The following is a 15,205-nucleotide window of genomic DNA, read 5'->3' as shown; positions in this document are numbered from 1 at the left end:
TTGCTGTCGGCCATCGTCATTACTCCATCATTTTCTCAATCGGCAACACCAGAATGGAACTGGCGCCGAGCGACTTCAGTTTTTCCATGGTTTCCCAGAACAGGGTTTCGCTGCTGACCATGTGCATGGCAACCCGGCTCTGATCGCCCGCTAGCGGCAGAATGGTCGGGCGTTCGGCACCGGGTAATAATGAAATGACTTCATCCAGACGTTCGCTGGGCGCGTGCAGCATAATATATTTTGATTCACGCGCCTGAATCACGCCTTGCATCCTGGTCAGTAATTTGTCGATTAACTGCTGCTTGTCGGCGGACATTTCGCCGTCGCGCTGAATCAGGCAGGCTTTGGAACGGTAAATGACTTCAACTTCGCGCAGGCCGTTGGCCTCCAGCGTCGCCCCGGTCGAAACCAGATCGCAAATGGCATCAGCCAGCCCGGCGCGAGGAGCAACTTCGACGGAGCCGTTCAGCAGGCAGGATTTGAAATTGATGGATTGATTGTCGAGATATTGCTTGAGCAAGTGAGGATAAGAGGTGGCGATACGTTTGTCTTTCAGACACTGCGGACCGGCATACTCTTCGTCCAGCGGCATTGCCAGCGACAAACGACAGCCACCAAAGTCCAGACGGCGCAGCGTAAAATAGCGTGGGTCTTCGCCTTGCGCCCGGCGGTTGAGTAGTTCTTCTTCCAGCACGTTTTCGCCAATGATACCCAAATCGACTACGCCATCCATGACCAAACCGGGGATATCGTCATCACGGACGCGCAGAATATCGATAGGCATGTTTTCCGCAAACGCAATAAGACGCTGTTGTTGCAAATTGATCTTAATACCACAGCGCGCCAGCAGTTCGCGTGAATCGTCGCTCAGGCGGCCTGACTTCTGCATTGCTATCCGTAAACGTGTTTTATCCAGCATGGAAACCTCATTAACCAGTCAAATTAAAAACTATTCTAAAAAATCGGTCGGGAACGTTTTTTAACCTTGCGGTGCAACGGCCCGCAGGGTGGCGTGCCAGGATTGTACGCCATAAAAAAACCCTCGGAAGATGATCTTCCGAGGGCTCTCTTTTCGTTCTGCGCCACTGGAAGATCTGCGTGTCTTCCAGCACCAATCGCCTGAAAGACTAGTCAGGGTGATGGTGATGATGGTGGTTAAACAGAACGCTTGTCATAATATATCTCTTGGTTGTATCAATATATTCACTCTCTGGCGGATAACCTAAACCATGTACGGGTATTTGTGCAACACTTTTTTACTGGATGTGGGGCGCCAGGTTATGCAGGATGTCACAGGCAAACGGGTATCAGATGAATTTTGCGGTGCATGATCGGGGGGAGCTAAAGATGAAGAAAGTGGCGATTGTCGGGCTGGGTTGGTTAGGTATGCCGCTGGCGTTGGCGCTGAAAAACCATGGCTATCAGGTTGTCGGCAGCAAAACAACGATTGACGGCGTTGAAGCCACGCGGATGAGTGGTGTTGAGTGTTACCAGCTCAGGCTGACGCCTGAGCTGGAGTGCAATACTGATGAGCTAACTGCCTTATTGCAGGTTGATGCGCTTATTATTACTTTACCCGCCAGCCGAACGGCGCGGGGCGGGGAAAATTATGCTCAGGCGGTGCAGCAACTGGTTAATACTGCCCGGGTTTTTAACGTGTCGCGGATTATCTTCACCAGTTCAACATCCGTGTATGGCAATACTACAGGCATCGTACGGGAAAACTCGTCGCTGCAACCCGTATCCGTCGCTGGCAAGGTGCTGCTGTCGCTCGAACAGTGGCTACAGCATTTACCGGATACGTCGGTAGATATCCTGCGGCTGGCCGGGCTGGTGGGTATTGATCGCCATCCTGGCCGTTTTCTGGCAGGGAAAACGGGGTTGACCGGGGGCGCTCACGGCGTGAACCTGGTTCATCAGGAAGATGTACTGGAAGCCATCCAGTTAATATTAAAACATCCGCATGGCGGGCATCTGTATAACCTTTGCGCGCCAGGGCATCCTGCTAAACAGGATTATTATCCCGATCAGGCACGGCGACTCAACTTAACTCCACCGCAGTTCGTTGCTAATGAAACTGATTCTTCAGGACGCATTGTGGACGGTCAGCGCATCTGTAATGAACTCGGATTTGACTATCAGTATCCAGATCCGATGACGATGCCGCTCAACTGAGACATATTTGGCCGCTGGGTTGTTTGAATTACTGATCTGGAACAGCCTTTCCCCTACCCATTTACTTTTTGTTTTTGATAAATTGCCCTAAAGTTGTGAGCGACGCAGGCCGATACGATCTGAAGGATTTTGTAGCATGTAGTTCAGTTGCTGCATAAATATATACCATTGGCTAAATGGAATGGTGGGGATGAAAGCAGTGGATGAAAATTTGAAAGAGCAGTTTGTTAAACGTAATAAACTGGCTATCTGCGCAACGCTACGTGAATTAAAGAAAAATGATACGACTGTTATGGTCTATCATTCTCGCGGTCAGTTCATCAGTAAAATCCTTGATGTCATACCTAATGATAATATTTTTATTTTTGACCTGGGGGGGGGCGATCACGAAAGCAGTCGGGTATTGTATGCCGGGACGTTGGCTTTTGTGGCTGAACCGGCGGGGGCTAAGGTTGAGTTTAGCGCCGAAATTGCCAGAACGATTGATTTTCAAGGTTTACCTGCTTTCACTGCGCAACTTCCTGAACTACTCTATCTAATTCAACGCAGAAGCTATTTTCGAATCAATACACCACTTTGGCCGCCACTGCTGTGCCGTGGTGAATTACCTGATGAAAGCAATTTTCAATTCACGATTAGGGATCTTTCTCTTGGCGGGTTGAGCCTTTATACCGACAGGGATACCACCGGGTTATTAACAAAAGGGGATACCATCTGTGGTGTTGAGATGGATCTCAATGAATATGGCTTATTCAGCCTGGATTTGCAGTTTGTCGGTCAGTCAACGATGAAAGACGTTGATAATAAAGGTGAGGTGAAAATCACCCACCGCCTGAGCTTCAAATTTCCAACGCTGTCTGCCGCTCAGGAACGCGATTTGCAGCAGGTTATTTTCGATCTTGAAAGATTACAGAATGAGAAGAAGAGAAAGTTTCAGGACGTGTAATTTTTTTAACAAAAGCATTCATATTCAACAGCATAATAAATATGAGGGCGAAGAATCCTTTCTTTGCCCTCATCTGTTTTTAATCGGCGTAATTAGCTCACCAGGTCTTGTGCGTAGGCAAAAAGCGCCTTAATGAGATCGGTCTTTGTCTTATCGCCATCATAACGTTGGTAAAGCGCATCTAACTCGGCAAGGTATTCCTGTAACCGCTCCGCGGTGAAAACGTCCTGCCGATGCTGCAACCAGCGTTGTTGTTCTCCATCGTCCAGCGTGTTGGGAAAGTTGCGGGCGCGATAGCGAAACAGCAACGGTTCCAGGCGGTCATCCACAAATTTAACATCCAACGCGGGCAGATTCTGCGGTGTGGTTTCCTGAATGATCTTCATCGCCATGCGATCGGCATCGCCAAAAAAGCCATCATAGATCCGCAGGTCGACATCGTTCGAAGCAGTAAATGCCGGAGACTCGGCAAACAGCGTAACGGCTTTTTCCCTGACCTGACTGTGTTGTCGCAGGAGCGTTAAATTTTCCTGACAACGTTGGCGATCAATACCCAGCCGTGCGGCGTCTTCTGGCCGTAGCGTATTGGTGGGAGCAAGCACCGGGCACTTATTAATATGAACCAATTTGATGGGCACCGCACGTTGATCGGCTGTCAGTTGATCCCGGCGGGTATACAGCCGCTCGCGGAGGGTATCTGCATCCAACTCCAGCAATGGCGTCATATCGCCTGCAAGATCGCACATAATGACGGCGTTGCGGTTATCAGGATGCCACGCCAGAGGCGCCACCAGACTGGTGTTGCCTCTGGCCGCACCAAACATACCGGAAACGTGAACCAGTGGCTTCATTTGTGGAATATCAATCAGAGCATTGACCTTATTCTTGTTGCGCAACTGGAACAGATAATCAAAAAGCTTGGGTTGAGCTTGTTGTAGCAACCGAGCCATAGCGATGGTGGCATAGACGTCAGACATCGCATCATGGGCATGTTCGTGAGATATGCCATTGGCCTGCGTTAAATGCTCAAGCCGGAAACTGGGCAACCCCTCATCGTTTTCCGGCCAGATAATTCCCTCTGGCCGCAGCGCGTAGCATGCACGTAACGCATCCAGTAAATCCCAGCGGGAGTTACCGTTTTTCCAGCTATAGGCATAGGGATCATAGAAATTACGGTAAAAAAGATTACGACTGACTTCGTCATCGAAACGGATGTTGTTGTAGCCCATGATGCATGTGCCGGGAACGCTGAATGCATCATGAATATGCCGGGCGAATTCAGCTTCATTCACACCTCTGGCCATAGCCAACTGCGGGGTGATACCGGTTATCATCACCGCTTCAGGCTCTGGCAGATAGTCATCCGTCGGTTTGCAATAGATGACCAGCGGCTCGCCGATGATATTGAAATCCATATCGGTTCGTATCCCGGCAAACTGTGCGGGACGATCACGGGCCGGATGCTTACCGAAAGTCTCATAGTCATGAATGAAAAACGTAGGTTGTGTTTTATCGGCCATAGTTACATTGAGCTACATGATTGGTCTGAATGCTAATGAAACGATAAGGATATCATTGAATGTGTTTTTCTGTGGCGCTTTCCAGACGGGAGTCAAATCCTGCACGGATACCGGTCAGTGTGATCCTCGGCATTATCGGCGCTGCTGTTTTCCTGCTCTTATTGTAAAGTCAAAAACGCCATGTCGGTTAATGAACGTAATACCACGATGACGGTTGCCGCCAGAGGGAAACGATTCACTTTGTCCTCGACCCAGCGAGTGCTCTGGCTTGGCGGGTTAACGCTGGGATTGATCGCGGTATTCATGACAATCAATCTTGGCAGCAACCTGCGCTACATACTGGCTCACCGTGGGTTGATACTGGCCACCATGTTGCTGGTGGCATTTGCGGCCAGTGCTTCAACCGTGTTGTTCCAGACGATAACCAATAACCGGGTTCTGACGCCGTCAATCATGGGATTTGAAGCCCTGTTCATCTTGATTCAGACGTCGCTGGTTTTTATTTTTGGCGTGAGCGGAATCCCTGGTTTAGGCGTCGGCGGAAAATTTTTTTTCGAAACGCTGCTGTTGGTCCTGTTTTCGGCATTGCTCTACCGCTGGCTGTTTACCGGGCGTGACAATAATCTTCATCTGGTGCTTTTGGTTGGCATCATCTGCGGAACACTGTTTCGCAGCGCAGCCAATCTGATGCAGAGACTATTGACACCCAGCGAATTTGCCATCCTTCAAGGGCGGATGTTTGCCACCTTTACCCGTGCAACCCCCGAATTGATCGGTTTGTCGGCGCTTGTGACCGCTATTATTGCACTGGTGATATGGCGGATGCGTTTTCGTTTCGATGTCTTTGCCCTGGGCGAAATACCGCCATTAACCTGGGTATGAATTACAAGCGTAGTGTGACGATCATCCTGTTTTTAGTCTCCGTTCTGGTCGCGATATCGACAGTGTTGGTCGGGCCGTTGACCTTCCTGGGGTTTATGGTGGCAAACCTCGCCTATATGATCGTGGGATCCAGTCAACACCGTTTTCTGCTACCTGCGGCATTCCTGTTAGGTGTTATCTCTCAGGTGGGCGGGCAACTGATCCTTGAACATTTGATGGATATGTCGGGTGCGTTGTCTGTCGTCATTGAATTTGTGGGTGGTTCACTGTTTATTCTGTTGTTACTTAAAAAGGTTTCCGTGTGATTGAGATCGGCGATGTAACTAAAACCTATAATAATGTGGCGGTGCTGAAAAACGTTACGGCTACCCTGATCATATTATCGCTATGTGGCAGGGGCAGATTGTCTACAGTGGCAAACCGCAAGAAATAATGGTTTCGGCCGTGTTGGAAGATATCTTTGACACAGCGGTGGCTATCGAGCAGGTGCATAATCAACGTATCGCCGTGTATTATCGGTAATTGACGGATTACCGAGAAAACCATCTTGTCGCAGATAGCTGCTAACCTGTATGGTTAGCGTATAGAGAATCTGTGTATGACTTAAGTAAGGGTAGAAAAATGGATAAGGACACTAAGCCTTGTTTCCAGGATGTTCTGGAGTTTGTGCGTATGTTTCGTCGTAAAAATAAACTACAACGTGAAATCGTTGATAACGAAAAGAAAATTCGAGATAACCAAAAGCGTGTTTTACTGCTTGATAACCTGAGCGAATATATTAAGCCGGGTATGACCATCGAAGATATTCAGGGGATCATCGCCAGTATGCGCAGTGATTATGAAGATCGTGTTGATGATTACATCATCAAAAATGCCGATCTGTCGAAAGAGCGTCGCGAATTGTCTAAAAAATTGAAAATAATGGGTGAAGTGAAATAACCTTAGCGGTTGAACATAACCGCTGTAGTAATCAGGGATCGCACCGCGATCCCTGATTGTTTTATCCCTGCCATGATATTTCCTCCTTTTTTGTTGCGCGCCATCACAGGCCGCGACCTTTATAGACTGTCGCTGATGCGACGTCAAAACCTCTTCCGGAATTTTGCTGTCTCATGCTTGTGCCGTATGCGTGTTTTTTACCCATTTTATCTACGAAAGCTGGACGCCCTTCGCATATCCACTACCTAATTTACTGAAATAGATAACATTTATTGCGCAACCTATTCCACTGATTGAATGTTGACCTGTATTAAAGGCCGATGACGTAACAAGATTCACCTTCCTAACAACATTGAAACGGCAGACGGCTTTTTCTAAGGGCAGCAGGGTGATGAGCAGAATATCCGTAAGTAACCTTGCTATTGCCGTGATCCTTGGCATTTTGCCATTGTTAATCCTGCCGCTAATTCCTTCTGCCACGGTGTTATATGGCGGGATGCTCTTGTCAGTAGTGATGGGATTGAAAGGCGGTCATTATTGGTTACGGATAATGGCGGCTATGCTTTTCAGTTTTTGTTGGGCGGGGTTAACGGCACAGACACTACTCAAACAAATCGATCAGGCGACACAGCGTGCGGTCAGCGCTGTGGTAACGATTAACAGCATACGATTTACCGAACTTGATGAATCTCAGGTCGTCATCCGGCTGGAAAAAATAAATCAGCGCTGGATCTTTCCTCCTCTTTATGCACAGGTGACACTGTCACAGGATATGCAACACTGGTGCGGCGGCCAACGCTGGTTGATTGTCGCAAATTTTCGCCCCGTACATAGCCGCCTGAATCAAGGAGGGTTCGACAGTCAGCGCTGGGCGGTATCGAAGCGCCAGCCATTATCAGGAAGAGTAACGTCAGCGCAGGCAATCGACCCCTCCTGCAATCCACGCCAGCGTATTATTTCCCATGCAGAACAACAGATAGGGGCACTGCCGTGGCGATCTATTTTACTAGCGCTGACTTTTGGTGAAATGAAAACCGTGAGTCCTGAAACAAAAATGACGCTTCAGAAAACCGGCACCATACATCTGATGGCCATTTCCGGGCTGCATATCGCTCTCGCTGCGGTGTTTGGCTGGGGTATTGCACGGGCTATACAATATTTTTTGCCCGTTTATGGGATTGGTTATCGCTTCCCCTTATTCGCCAGTGGCCTGATTGCATGGGGATATGTGTGGCTGGCGGGTGGGAATCCACCTGCCGTAAGATCCGCAGTGGCGCTCACGGTGTGGATACTGCTGAGAATGAGGGGCGTCATTTGTTCGCCCTGGCAGGTGTGGCTATGGTGTGTCGCGCTTATTTTGGCCTGCGACCCCCTCAGCGTACTGTCTGACAGTTTCTGGCTTTCCTGCCTTGCCGTGGCTTCACTGATTTTCTGGTTTCAATGGGCGCCCTTACCGCAACGTTGTCAAACCGGTTCTTGTTGGTTCTGGCTACGCTGGCTGCACCTCCAAACGGGTGTTACGCTGCTGTTGATGCCACTGCAACTCAGTATGTTTCATGGATTCAGCCTGACGTCTTTACCGGCAAATCTATGGGCCGTGCCAATGGTGTCATTTATTACCACACCTTTAGTGCTACTGGCATTACCTGTGATGTACATCACAGAACTGAATTATTGGCTATGGTGGCTGGCAGATGTGTCGCTAAGAGCGGTGTTTTTTCCGTTGATATCCATGCAAACAGGGTGGCTTAATCTTGAAGCCTCCCTGCTTATCGGCAGTATAGCCGGATGGTTGCTCGTGGTTGTCTGGCGCTTTGAATGGTGGCGATATTATCCCACCAGTGTTGTGGCGATAATCATGCTCCTGGCCGTATCACGGATAAAACACGATGAACCAAACTGGCGTGTCGACATGCTGGATGTTGGTCACGGACTTGCCGTGGTTATTGAGCAGAATGGGAAAGCCATATTGTACGATACCGGAAACCGTTGGAACGGCGGCGATATGGCGACAAGAGAAATACTACCCTATCTGCGCTGGCGCGGACTGGTGGTGGAAAAAATTATTTTGAGCCATAGCCATATGGATCATGTTGGCGGATTAGCCGTTTTGAGATCGGCCTATCCCGATGCACAAATTTTCAGCCCGTTTAGACAGACGGATCATCAGCCCTGCCAGCAGGGAGCAAGCTGGCGGTGGCAGGGATTGACCTTTACCGTTTTGTGGCCAGTACGCCAGGTAAACCGGGCGGAAAATAATGATTCATGTGTTGTTCGCGTTGATGATGGCAAATACCGCGTGTTATTAACTGGCGATATTGAATCTGAAGCCGAGCAGAAACTGATTAAATGGCAGAGAAATGCGTTGGCGGCGGATTTGTTACAAATTCCTCATCATGGAAGTGACAGTTCGTCTTTTCCGCCTTTTATCCGTGCTGTCAATGCGCAGTACGTAGTGGCTTCCGTTGCGCGCTACAATCCTTGGCGACTGCCTGCGGTAAAAATTGTGGAACGCTATCGTCAGCATGGTTATGAATGGTTTGATACGGCGACATCAGGGCAGTTGAGTGTGCGTTTTTTCAACGATTCATGGCAAATACTTCGTTTTAGAGAACAAATATCGCCTCGTTGGTATCATCGGTGGTTTGGCGTAGGGCGGTATAATGAGTAAAATAGGCGGCTATTTCTTCCTGGCTCAGGTTTATTGCATGTTGAATGATAAAGATCTCTCCACCTGGCAGACTTTTCGTCGCCTATGGCCGATGATCTCTCCTTATCGAGCGGGGCTGATTGTCGCCGCGACCGCGCTGGTTATTAACGCGGCTGGCGATACGTTAATGTTATCCTTGCTTAAACCTTTGCTTGATGAAGGATTTGGTAAAGCCGATCGCTCTGTTTTGGTCTGGATGCCGTTAATGGTCATTGGGCTGATGTTAATGCGCGGCACATCGGGTTTTGTTTCAAGCTATTGCGTTGCCTGGGTGTCCGGGAAGGTGGTCATGAACATGCGTCGTCGGCTGTTCGCCCATATTATGGGGATGCCTGTCGCCTTTTTTGATCAGCAATCGACGGGCACACTGTTATCCCGCATTACTTATGATTCGGAACAGGTTGCCGCGTCATCCTCAAACGCATTAATTACCGTTGTCAGGGAAGGGGCATCCATAATTGGTCTCTTCATACTGATGTTTTATTATAGCTGGCAGCTATCTCTTATCCTGATTGTGATCGCACCAATTGTGTCTGTGGCTATTCGGCTTGTATCCAAACGTTTCCGTAATATCAGCAAAAATATGCAGGATACAATGGGGCTGGTGACAACCAGCGCAGAGCAGATGTTGAAAGGCCATAAAGAGGTGCTGATTTTCGGCGGCCAGAATGTCGAAGCGCAGCGTTTCGATAAAGTCAGTAACCGGATGCGCCAGCAGGGTATGAAGCTGGTGTCTGCCTCATCCATTTCTGATCCTATCATTCAATTGATTGCTTCACTGGCGCTGGCCTTTGTTTTGTATGCCGCCAGTTTCCCAAGCGTGATGGATACGCTGACCGCCGGGACTATTACCGTTGTTTTCTCATCCATGATTGCACTGATGCGCCCATTAAAGTCGCTGACTAACGTCAACGCGCAGTTCCAGCGCGGTATGGCCGCTTGTCAGACGCTGTTTGCCATTCTGGATATGGAACAGGAAAAGGATACTGGCAAGCTGGAACTTGGTCGGGCAAAGGGCGATCTTGTATTCCGCAATGTTGATTTTGCCTATGAGGGAAGAGAGAACCTGGCGCTGAAAAATATCAGTCTGCATATTCCGCCAGGTAAAACCGTTGCACTGGTTGGCCGTTCGGGATCGGGTAAGTCAACCATCGCCAATCTGATAACCCGTTTCTATGATATACAGTCCGGCGAAATTCTGTTGGATGGTCATGACCTTCGTGAGTACACGCTGGCGTCGCTGCGTAGCCAGGTTGCGTTGGTGTCACAGAATGTACACCTGTTTAATGACACGATCGCCAATAATATCGCCTATGCCTGTGATGATCGCTATAGCCGGGAAGAGATAGAGCGGGCGGCTAAAATGGCACATGCAATGGATTTCATCAGCAAGATGGAAAACGGACTGGACACCATGATCGGAGAGAATGGCGTCCTGCTTTCTGGTGGGCAGCGTCAGCGAATCGCCATCGCCCGCGCATTGCTGCGTAACTGTCCTATTCTGGTGTTGGATGAGGCGACCTCGGCATTGGATACGGAGTCTGAGCGTGCGATTCAGGCCGCGCTGGATGAGTTACAGAAAGATCGTACCGCACTGGTTATTGCACACCGGCTGTCTACCATTGAGAAAGCCGATGAGATTCTGGTTGTTGAAGATGGGCGCATTATTGAACGCGGTGAACATACCGCGCTGCTGGCAAATAATGGCCCTTACGCTCAATTGCATAAAATGCAGTTCGGCGAATGATTGAGCGCATCTGGTCAGGCCGCTCGCCGCTTTATTGGCTATTGATACCCTTGTCGGTGTTATATGGGCTTATTACTTTTTTGATACGCCAAAGTTATCGCTGGGGATGGCGTAAAAGCTGGCGTTCGCCAGTGCCGGTGATTGTGGTGGGAAATCTGACGGCGGGGGGCAATGGCAAGACTCCGATCGTTATCTGGCTGGTAGAGCATTTACGGCGGAAAGGGTATCGGGTCGGCGTTGTTTCCCGCGGTTACGGCGGCAGAGCGAAACGTTATCCACTGCTGGTTGACGATGAAGTAACCACGGCCCAGGCTGGCGATGAGCCTGTGCTGATTTATCAACGCACCGGCGTGCCCGTGGCGGTTGCGCCTAAGCGTCGTCTGGCTGTGGAGGCGCTGCTGGCGTGGTATCCGCTGGATGTGGTGATAACCGATGATGGATTACAACATTATGCGCTAGCCCGTGATGTAGAACTGGTGGTTGTTGATGGCATTCGGCGTTTTGGCAATGGCTGGTGGTTGCCGGCAGGTCCAATGCGTGAACGTGAAAGCCGGTTGCGCTCGGTGGATGCGGTTATTGTAAATGGCGGAACCGCTCAATCCGGGGAGATCGCAATGCATTTGACGGCAGGGATGGCGATTAATCTGGCCTCTGGGGAAAAATGCCCGGTTAATCAGTTACAAAACGTGGTGGCGATGGCGGGCATTGGTCATCCTCAGCGTTTTTTTACTACGCTGCGTGATGCTGGTGTGAGTATTTCACGTGAAGTGGCATTTGCCGATCACCAAAGCTATCAGGTTGACCGACTAAAACAGCTAACTCTGGATAAAATACAGCCATTGCTGATGACGGAAAAGGATGCGGTTAAATGCAGAGCATTTGCCTGCCAGAACTGGTGGTATCTGCCTGTAGACGCCGTGTTGTCTGAGCCATCTGCCACACACCTGCTCAGTCGATTGGACGTTATGCTTAAGCTGTCGCAGCAAGGCAGACGCCAGCTTACTAATTGATGATGTTTGTTTTATTTTAACCTAATAGATTTATGGTGGGCTATCCTGTCTGCCACCGGGCCAACACTGTGCGTTGTTGAAAAACGCTCCCGGCGTTTTTTTCGAGATGCAGGAAACCACCCCCCCTGTGATTTGAAAGACGATGAGCATAGATAGTTCTTAATGGAGGAAGCATGGATCACCGTTTGCTTGAAATTGTGGCCTGTCCGCTATGTAACGGACGGTTGTACTTTAATAAAGAAAAGCAGGAACTGATATGCAAGGTTGATGGTCTGGCTTATCCCGTGCGTGACGGCATTCCTGTTCTGCTGGAGCACGAGGCGCGTAAGCTAGGGGCTGACGAGATCACACAATGAATTTCAATGTCATTATTCCGGCGCGCTTTGCTTCAAGCCGTCTGCCTGGCAAACCGCTGGCAGATATCAATGGTAAGCCAATGGTTGTGCATGTTATGGAGCGTGCGCTGGAGTCGGGGGCGCAGCGTGTTATTGTCGCCACCGACCATCCAGATGTTCAGACGGTGGTCAGGCAGTCTGGTGGCGAGGTTTGCCTGACCAGCCCGGATCATAATTCCGGTACTGAGCGTTTGGCTGAGGTTATAGAGCGCTATGGGTTTTCCGATGATGAAATCATCGTAAATGTGCAGGGTGACGAACCCTTGATCCCGCCGGTGATCATCCGTCAGGTCGCTGAGAATCTGGCAACCTGCCAAGCGGGAATGGCAACACTGGCGGTGCCGATTGAAACCAGTGAAGAAGCCTTCAACCCCAATGCGGTTAAAGTCGTAACGGATGCGGAGGGCTATGCGCTGTATTTTTCTCGTGCAACGATCCCGTGGGATCGTGAGCGCTTTGCTCATTCGAAAGACACCATCGGCACGCACTTTTTGCGGCACATTGGCATCTACGCATACCGGGCGGGTTTTGTGCGCCGCTATATCAGTTGGCCGCCCAGTCAGTTAGAACAAATTGAGTTGCTGGAGCAGCTTCGGGTCTTATGGTACGGCGAAAAAATCCACGTTGCCGTGGCAAAAGCGGTTCCCAGCGTAGGGGTTGATACGCCGGAAGATTTAGCCCGCGTACGGGTATTGATGGCAGGTGACTGATCGAACCTATTCAGAGGCGGTGATTCCCCGGGCCGCCACTGATTCTTCTTTTATTTGATCTATATTGAGGAAATTGTCACTCGCTATCCGCATGATCAGAGTTGGAGCGATTATGCTCTAAAGAGGTATAGCCGTTTATGGAACAGTTGAAAGCTGAATTAAGCACGGTACTTGGGGAAAGTCTGAGTCGGCTGGAGTGTGTTAGTGAACAACCCTATGCGCATCTTTATGCTTTGTATGATAAAGAAGGTAACGCCATTCCCTTGCTAGCCAAAGGCTACGTCTGCCAGGGAGTGGCGCAGCAGGAAGGTTACAAACTTTCTATGCTGGCGCGGGAAGGTGATGTTCGATTACCGACGGTATACGGTTTGGTTATTACTCAGCAGTCTCCCTATAAAGAGCTGTTACTGATCGAGCGTCTGCGAGGTGTCTCTGTTGAAGCGCCTCCCCGTACGGCGCAGCGCTGGACGTTGCTGATGGATCAAATCGTCGAGAATGTGCTGGCCTGGCACCGTATTGATAGCCACGGTTGTGTCGGTTCTGTCGAGAGTACACAGGAAAATGACTGGTTTAGCTGGTATCGTCAGAGGTTGGAAGTCTTGTGGTCCACATTGCTTAATATTAACGCGCCGTTATTAACACAAAAGGATCGCAGTCTGCTATACCGCTCCCGTCAGTGCTTACCCGGTTTGTTTGGTGACTTCAACGACAATTGTGTATTGGTGCACGGTAATCTCTCTTTGCGTAGTATGCTGAAAGATGCGCGTAGCGATCAGCTACTGGCGATGATTAATCCGGGCATGATGCTTTGGGCTCCCAGAGAATACGACCTGATCCGCTTATGCGAATCGGGTATGCCTGAACAACTGTTATATCGTTATCTCAGCAAAGCGCCGGTTGCCGAGTCATTTGTTTCCCGCCGCTGGCTGTACATTATCTGGGAGGCCGTCTCCCGCTATATCCATACTGGACAATTGGATCGTCAATTGTTTGATATGGCTTCACGCGAACTGTCTCCCTGGCTGGAGTGAATATCAACGCGGCCTTGTTTATCCGGCGTATCCTGCGCTGGCGAGATGCCTTTCAGACTTTGCCAGATCCGTCCTAATATTTCATACCATGCCCGTTCGCTATGCGACAGATAGTATGCTGAAGGGAATACCTTCTCCCACGGATTCAGTGCCGTTGTTATGGCCATCTGATTGGCAGGGGCGGGGATAGGGTTCAGTCCCTGCGCCTGGAAAAAACGGATAGCGCGTGGTAAATGATTAGCCGATGTCACCAGCAAAAACGGCTGTTTGCCGACAATTTTTGCCGTACTGATGGCTTCTTCTTCCGTATCCCTGGGCGTATCCAACGTCACTATATCCGCCGTCGGGATACCTAAGCTCTCAGCAACCAACGCTGCGGTTTTAGCACTGCTCATCGGGTTGCCTTGCGCGGCGGCCCCGGTGAAAATCATTTTTGCGCCAGGGTTGGCGTAATACAGCCGAATACCTTCAGTGACGCGTGGCAAGCTGTTGCTGATGAGGTTAGAGCTTGGCGCCCAGTCTGGGTTATAGGTGTACCCGCCGCCCAATACCACAATGTAATTCGCTTTAGGCTGGCCCTGCCGCCAGGTTGGATAGTGCTTTTCCAACGGCAACAAAAGCCGATCGGCAACGGGCTGAATACTGATCAGCACCAGGGTAAGCCAGCTAATCCCAATCAGCGTCTTACCGCCGCGTTGCCAGCGAGTAAACCCTATCAGCAATAAACCCAGGCCCATCAATAATAAAAGCAGCGGAAGAGGTTGCATCAGGCCGCCAACAAATTTTTTTAGGGCGAAAAGCATAAAATAGTGTTCCTTTTGGGTGAAAAAACCGCATCCGGGAAGATATCATGCGGTAAGACGATTTATTCTAAGCCAGCCTGTGCCAAAATGGCAGATTGAAACAAAACCGGTGAGCGCGATAACCGAACGCTTTTTCACTCGTCCATGATGATCATAATGCGGAACCATTGACCGATGCAGGATCGCAATTTTAACGATATCGCTGAAAAGTTTGCCCAGAACATTTATGGCACCACTAAGGGGAAACTGCGACAGGCGGTATTATGGCAAGATCTCAGCGGTCTGCTGGCTCAGTTTCCCGATGGCTCCTTAAGCGTTCTCGATGCGGGCGGGGGGG

12 protein-coding genes, 1 pseudogene and 1 other annotated feature are annotated in these 15,205 nt (G+C 49.9%); of the genes and pseudogenes, 10 read left to right on the top strand and 3 right to left on the bottom strand.

Features of this window, described 5'->3' with window-relative positions:
- Positions 1 to 19 precede the first annotated feature (19 nt).
- Complete coding sequence (hisG, locus tag BIY29_RS16470) at positions 20 to 919, bottom strand: ATP phosphoribosyltransferase (protein WP_121576148.1); 900 nt, start codon at positions 917 to 919, stop codon at positions 20 to 22.
- Between the two features lie 111 nt (positions 920 to 1,030).
- Positions 1,031 to 1,152, bottom strand: a sequence feature (His leader region).
- Between the two features lie 195 nt (positions 1,153 to 1,347).
- On the opposite strand from hisG, the gene BIY29_RS16460 reads away from it, so the two are divergent.
- Complete coding sequence (locus BIY29_RS16460) at positions 1,348 to 2,175, top strand: SDR family oxidoreductase (protein WP_121576159.1); 828 nt, start codon at positions 1,348 to 1,350, stop codon at positions 2,173 to 2,175.
- A gap of 190 nt (positions 2,176 to 2,365) precedes the next feature.
- Positions 2,366 to 3,121 (top strand): flagellar brake protein, encoded by a 756-nt coding sequence (locus tag BIY29_RS16455; protein WP_121576147.1) that lies wholly within the window; start codon positions 2,366 to 2,368, stop codon positions 3,119 to 3,121.
- Between the two features lie 92 nt (positions 3,122 to 3,213).
- On the opposite strand, the gene sbcB is transcribed toward BIY29_RS16455, so the two are convergent.
- A complete protein-coding gene (sbcB, locus tag BIY29_RS16450; RefSeq protein WP_121576146.1) occupies positions 3,214 to 4,641 on the bottom strand; it encodes an exodeoxyribonuclease I in 1,428 nt (475 codons plus the stop codon).
- A gap of 180 nt (positions 4,642 to 4,821) precedes the next feature.
- Between sbcB and BIY29_RS16445 the strand changes: the two are divergent.
- The 8 genes and pseudogenes from BIY29_RS16445 to BIY29_RS16405 all read left to right on the top strand — a co-directional run bounded on the left by BIY29_RS16445 (position 4,822) and on the right by BIY29_RS16405 (position 14,065).
- Positions 4,822 to 5,828, top strand: a pseudogene (locus BIY29_RS16445) (iron chelate uptake ABC transporter family permease subunit).
- Between the two features lie 316 nt (positions 5,829 to 6,144).
- Positions 6,145 to 6,462, top strand: coding sequence for a PTS system regulator TmaR (gene tmaR / locus BIY29_RS16435; protein ID WP_121576145.1), 318 nt, complete (start codon positions 6,145 to 6,147; stop codon positions 6,460 to 6,462).
- Between the two features lie 400 nt (positions 6,463 to 6,862).
- On the top strand, positions 6,863 to 9,133 hold the full coding sequence (locus BIY29_RS16430; protein ID WP_420808430.1) for a ComEC family protein: 2,271 nt from the start codon (positions 6,863 to 6,865) through the stop codon (positions 9,131 to 9,133).
- Between the two features lie 37 nt (positions 9,134 to 9,170).
- Positions 9,171 to 10,919, top strand: a complete 1,749-nt coding sequence (gene msbA / locus BIY29_RS16425; RefSeq protein WP_121576143.1) for a lipid A ABC transporter ATP-binding protein/permease MsbA — start codon at positions 9,171 to 9,173, stop codon at positions 10,917 to 10,919.
- Positions 10,916 to 11,929 carry a tetraacyldisaccharide 4'-kinase gene (gene lpxK / locus BIY29_RS16420; protein ID WP_121576142.1) on the top strand — a complete coding sequence of 338 codons (1,014 nt, stop codon included), beginning with the start codon at positions 10,916 to 10,918 and terminating at the stop codon, positions 11,927 to 11,929. The genes msbA and lpxK overlap by 4 nt, the downstream gene beginning before the upstream one ends.
- Positions 11,930 to 12,102: 173 nt before the next feature.
- Positions 12,103 to 12,285, top strand: a complete 183-nt coding sequence (locus BIY29_RS16415) for a Trm112 family protein (protein ID WP_121576141.1) — start codon at positions 12,103 to 12,105, stop codon at positions 12,283 to 12,285.
- A complete protein-coding gene (gene kdsB / locus BIY29_RS16410; protein ID WP_121576140.1) occupies positions 12,282 to 13,034 on the top strand; it encodes a 3-deoxy-manno-octulosonate cytidylyltransferase in 753 nt (250 codons plus the stop codon). The genes BIY29_RS16415 and kdsB overlap by 4 nt, the downstream gene beginning before the upstream one ends.
- Positions 13,035 to 13,171: 137 nt before the next feature.
- Positions 13,172 to 14,065, top strand: a complete 894-nt coding sequence (locus tag BIY29_RS16405; protein ID WP_121576139.1) for a YcbJ family phosphotransferase — start codon at positions 13,172 to 13,174, stop codon at positions 14,063 to 14,065.
- On the opposite strand, the gene elyC is transcribed toward BIY29_RS16405, so the two are convergent.
- Positions 14,017 to 14,868 carry an envelope biogenesis factor ElyC gene (gene elyC / locus BIY29_RS16400; protein WP_121576138.1) on the bottom strand — a complete coding sequence of 284 codons (852 nt, stop codon included), beginning with the start codon at positions 14,866 to 14,868 and terminating at the stop codon, positions 14,017 to 14,019. The genes BIY29_RS16405 and elyC overlap by 49 nt on opposite strands.
- Positions 14,869 to 15,205 lie beyond the last annotated feature (337 nt).

Source organism: Brenneria alni (assembly GCF_003666245.1).
GTDB classification, from domain to species: domain Bacteria; phylum Pseudomonadota; class Gammaproteobacteria; order Enterobacterales; family Enterobacteriaceae; genus Brenneria; species Brenneria alni.
This window is presented reverse-complemented; position numbering and strand designations above follow the sequence as displayed.

Coding starts and splice junctions, on each gene's coding strand:
- hisG (WP_121576148.1), bottom strand. CDS start 919: ATGCTGGATAAAACACGTTTACGGATAGCAATGCAGAAGTCAGGCCGC.
- BIY29_RS16460 (WP_121576159.1), top strand. CDS start 1,348: ATGAAGAAAGTGGCGATTGTCGGGCTGGGTTGGTTAGGTATGCCGCTG.
- BIY29_RS16455 (WP_121576147.1), top strand. CDS start 2,366: ATGAAAGCAGTGGATGAAAATTTGAAAGAGCAGTTTGTTAAACGTAAT.
- sbcB (WP_121576146.1), bottom strand. CDS start 4,641: ATGGCCGATAAAACACAACCTACGTTTTTCATTCATGACTATGAGACT.
- tmaR (WP_121576145.1), top strand. CDS start 6,145: ATGGATAAGGACACTAAGCCTTGTTTCCAGGATGTTCTGGAGTTTGTG.
- msbA (WP_121576143.1), top strand. CDS start 9,171: ATGTTGAATGATAAAGATCTCTCCACCTGGCAGACTTTTCGTCGCCTA.
- lpxK (WP_121576142.1), top strand. CDS start 10,916: ATGATTGAGCGCATCTGGTCAGGCCGCTCGCCGCTTTATTGGCTATTG.
- BIY29_RS16415 (WP_121576141.1), top strand. CDS start 12,103: ATGGATCACCGTTTGCTTGAAATTGTGGCCTGTCCGCTATGTAACGGA.
- kdsB (WP_121576140.1), top strand. CDS start 12,282: ATGAATTTCAATGTCATTATTCCGGCGCGCTTTGCTTCAAGCCGTCTG.
- BIY29_RS16405 (WP_121576139.1), top strand. CDS start 13,172: ATGGAACAGTTGAAAGCTGAATTAAGCACGGTACTTGGGGAAAGTCTG.
- elyC (WP_121576138.1), bottom strand. CDS start 14,868: ATGCTTTTCGCCCTAAAAAAATTTGTTGGCGGCCTGATGCAACCTCTT.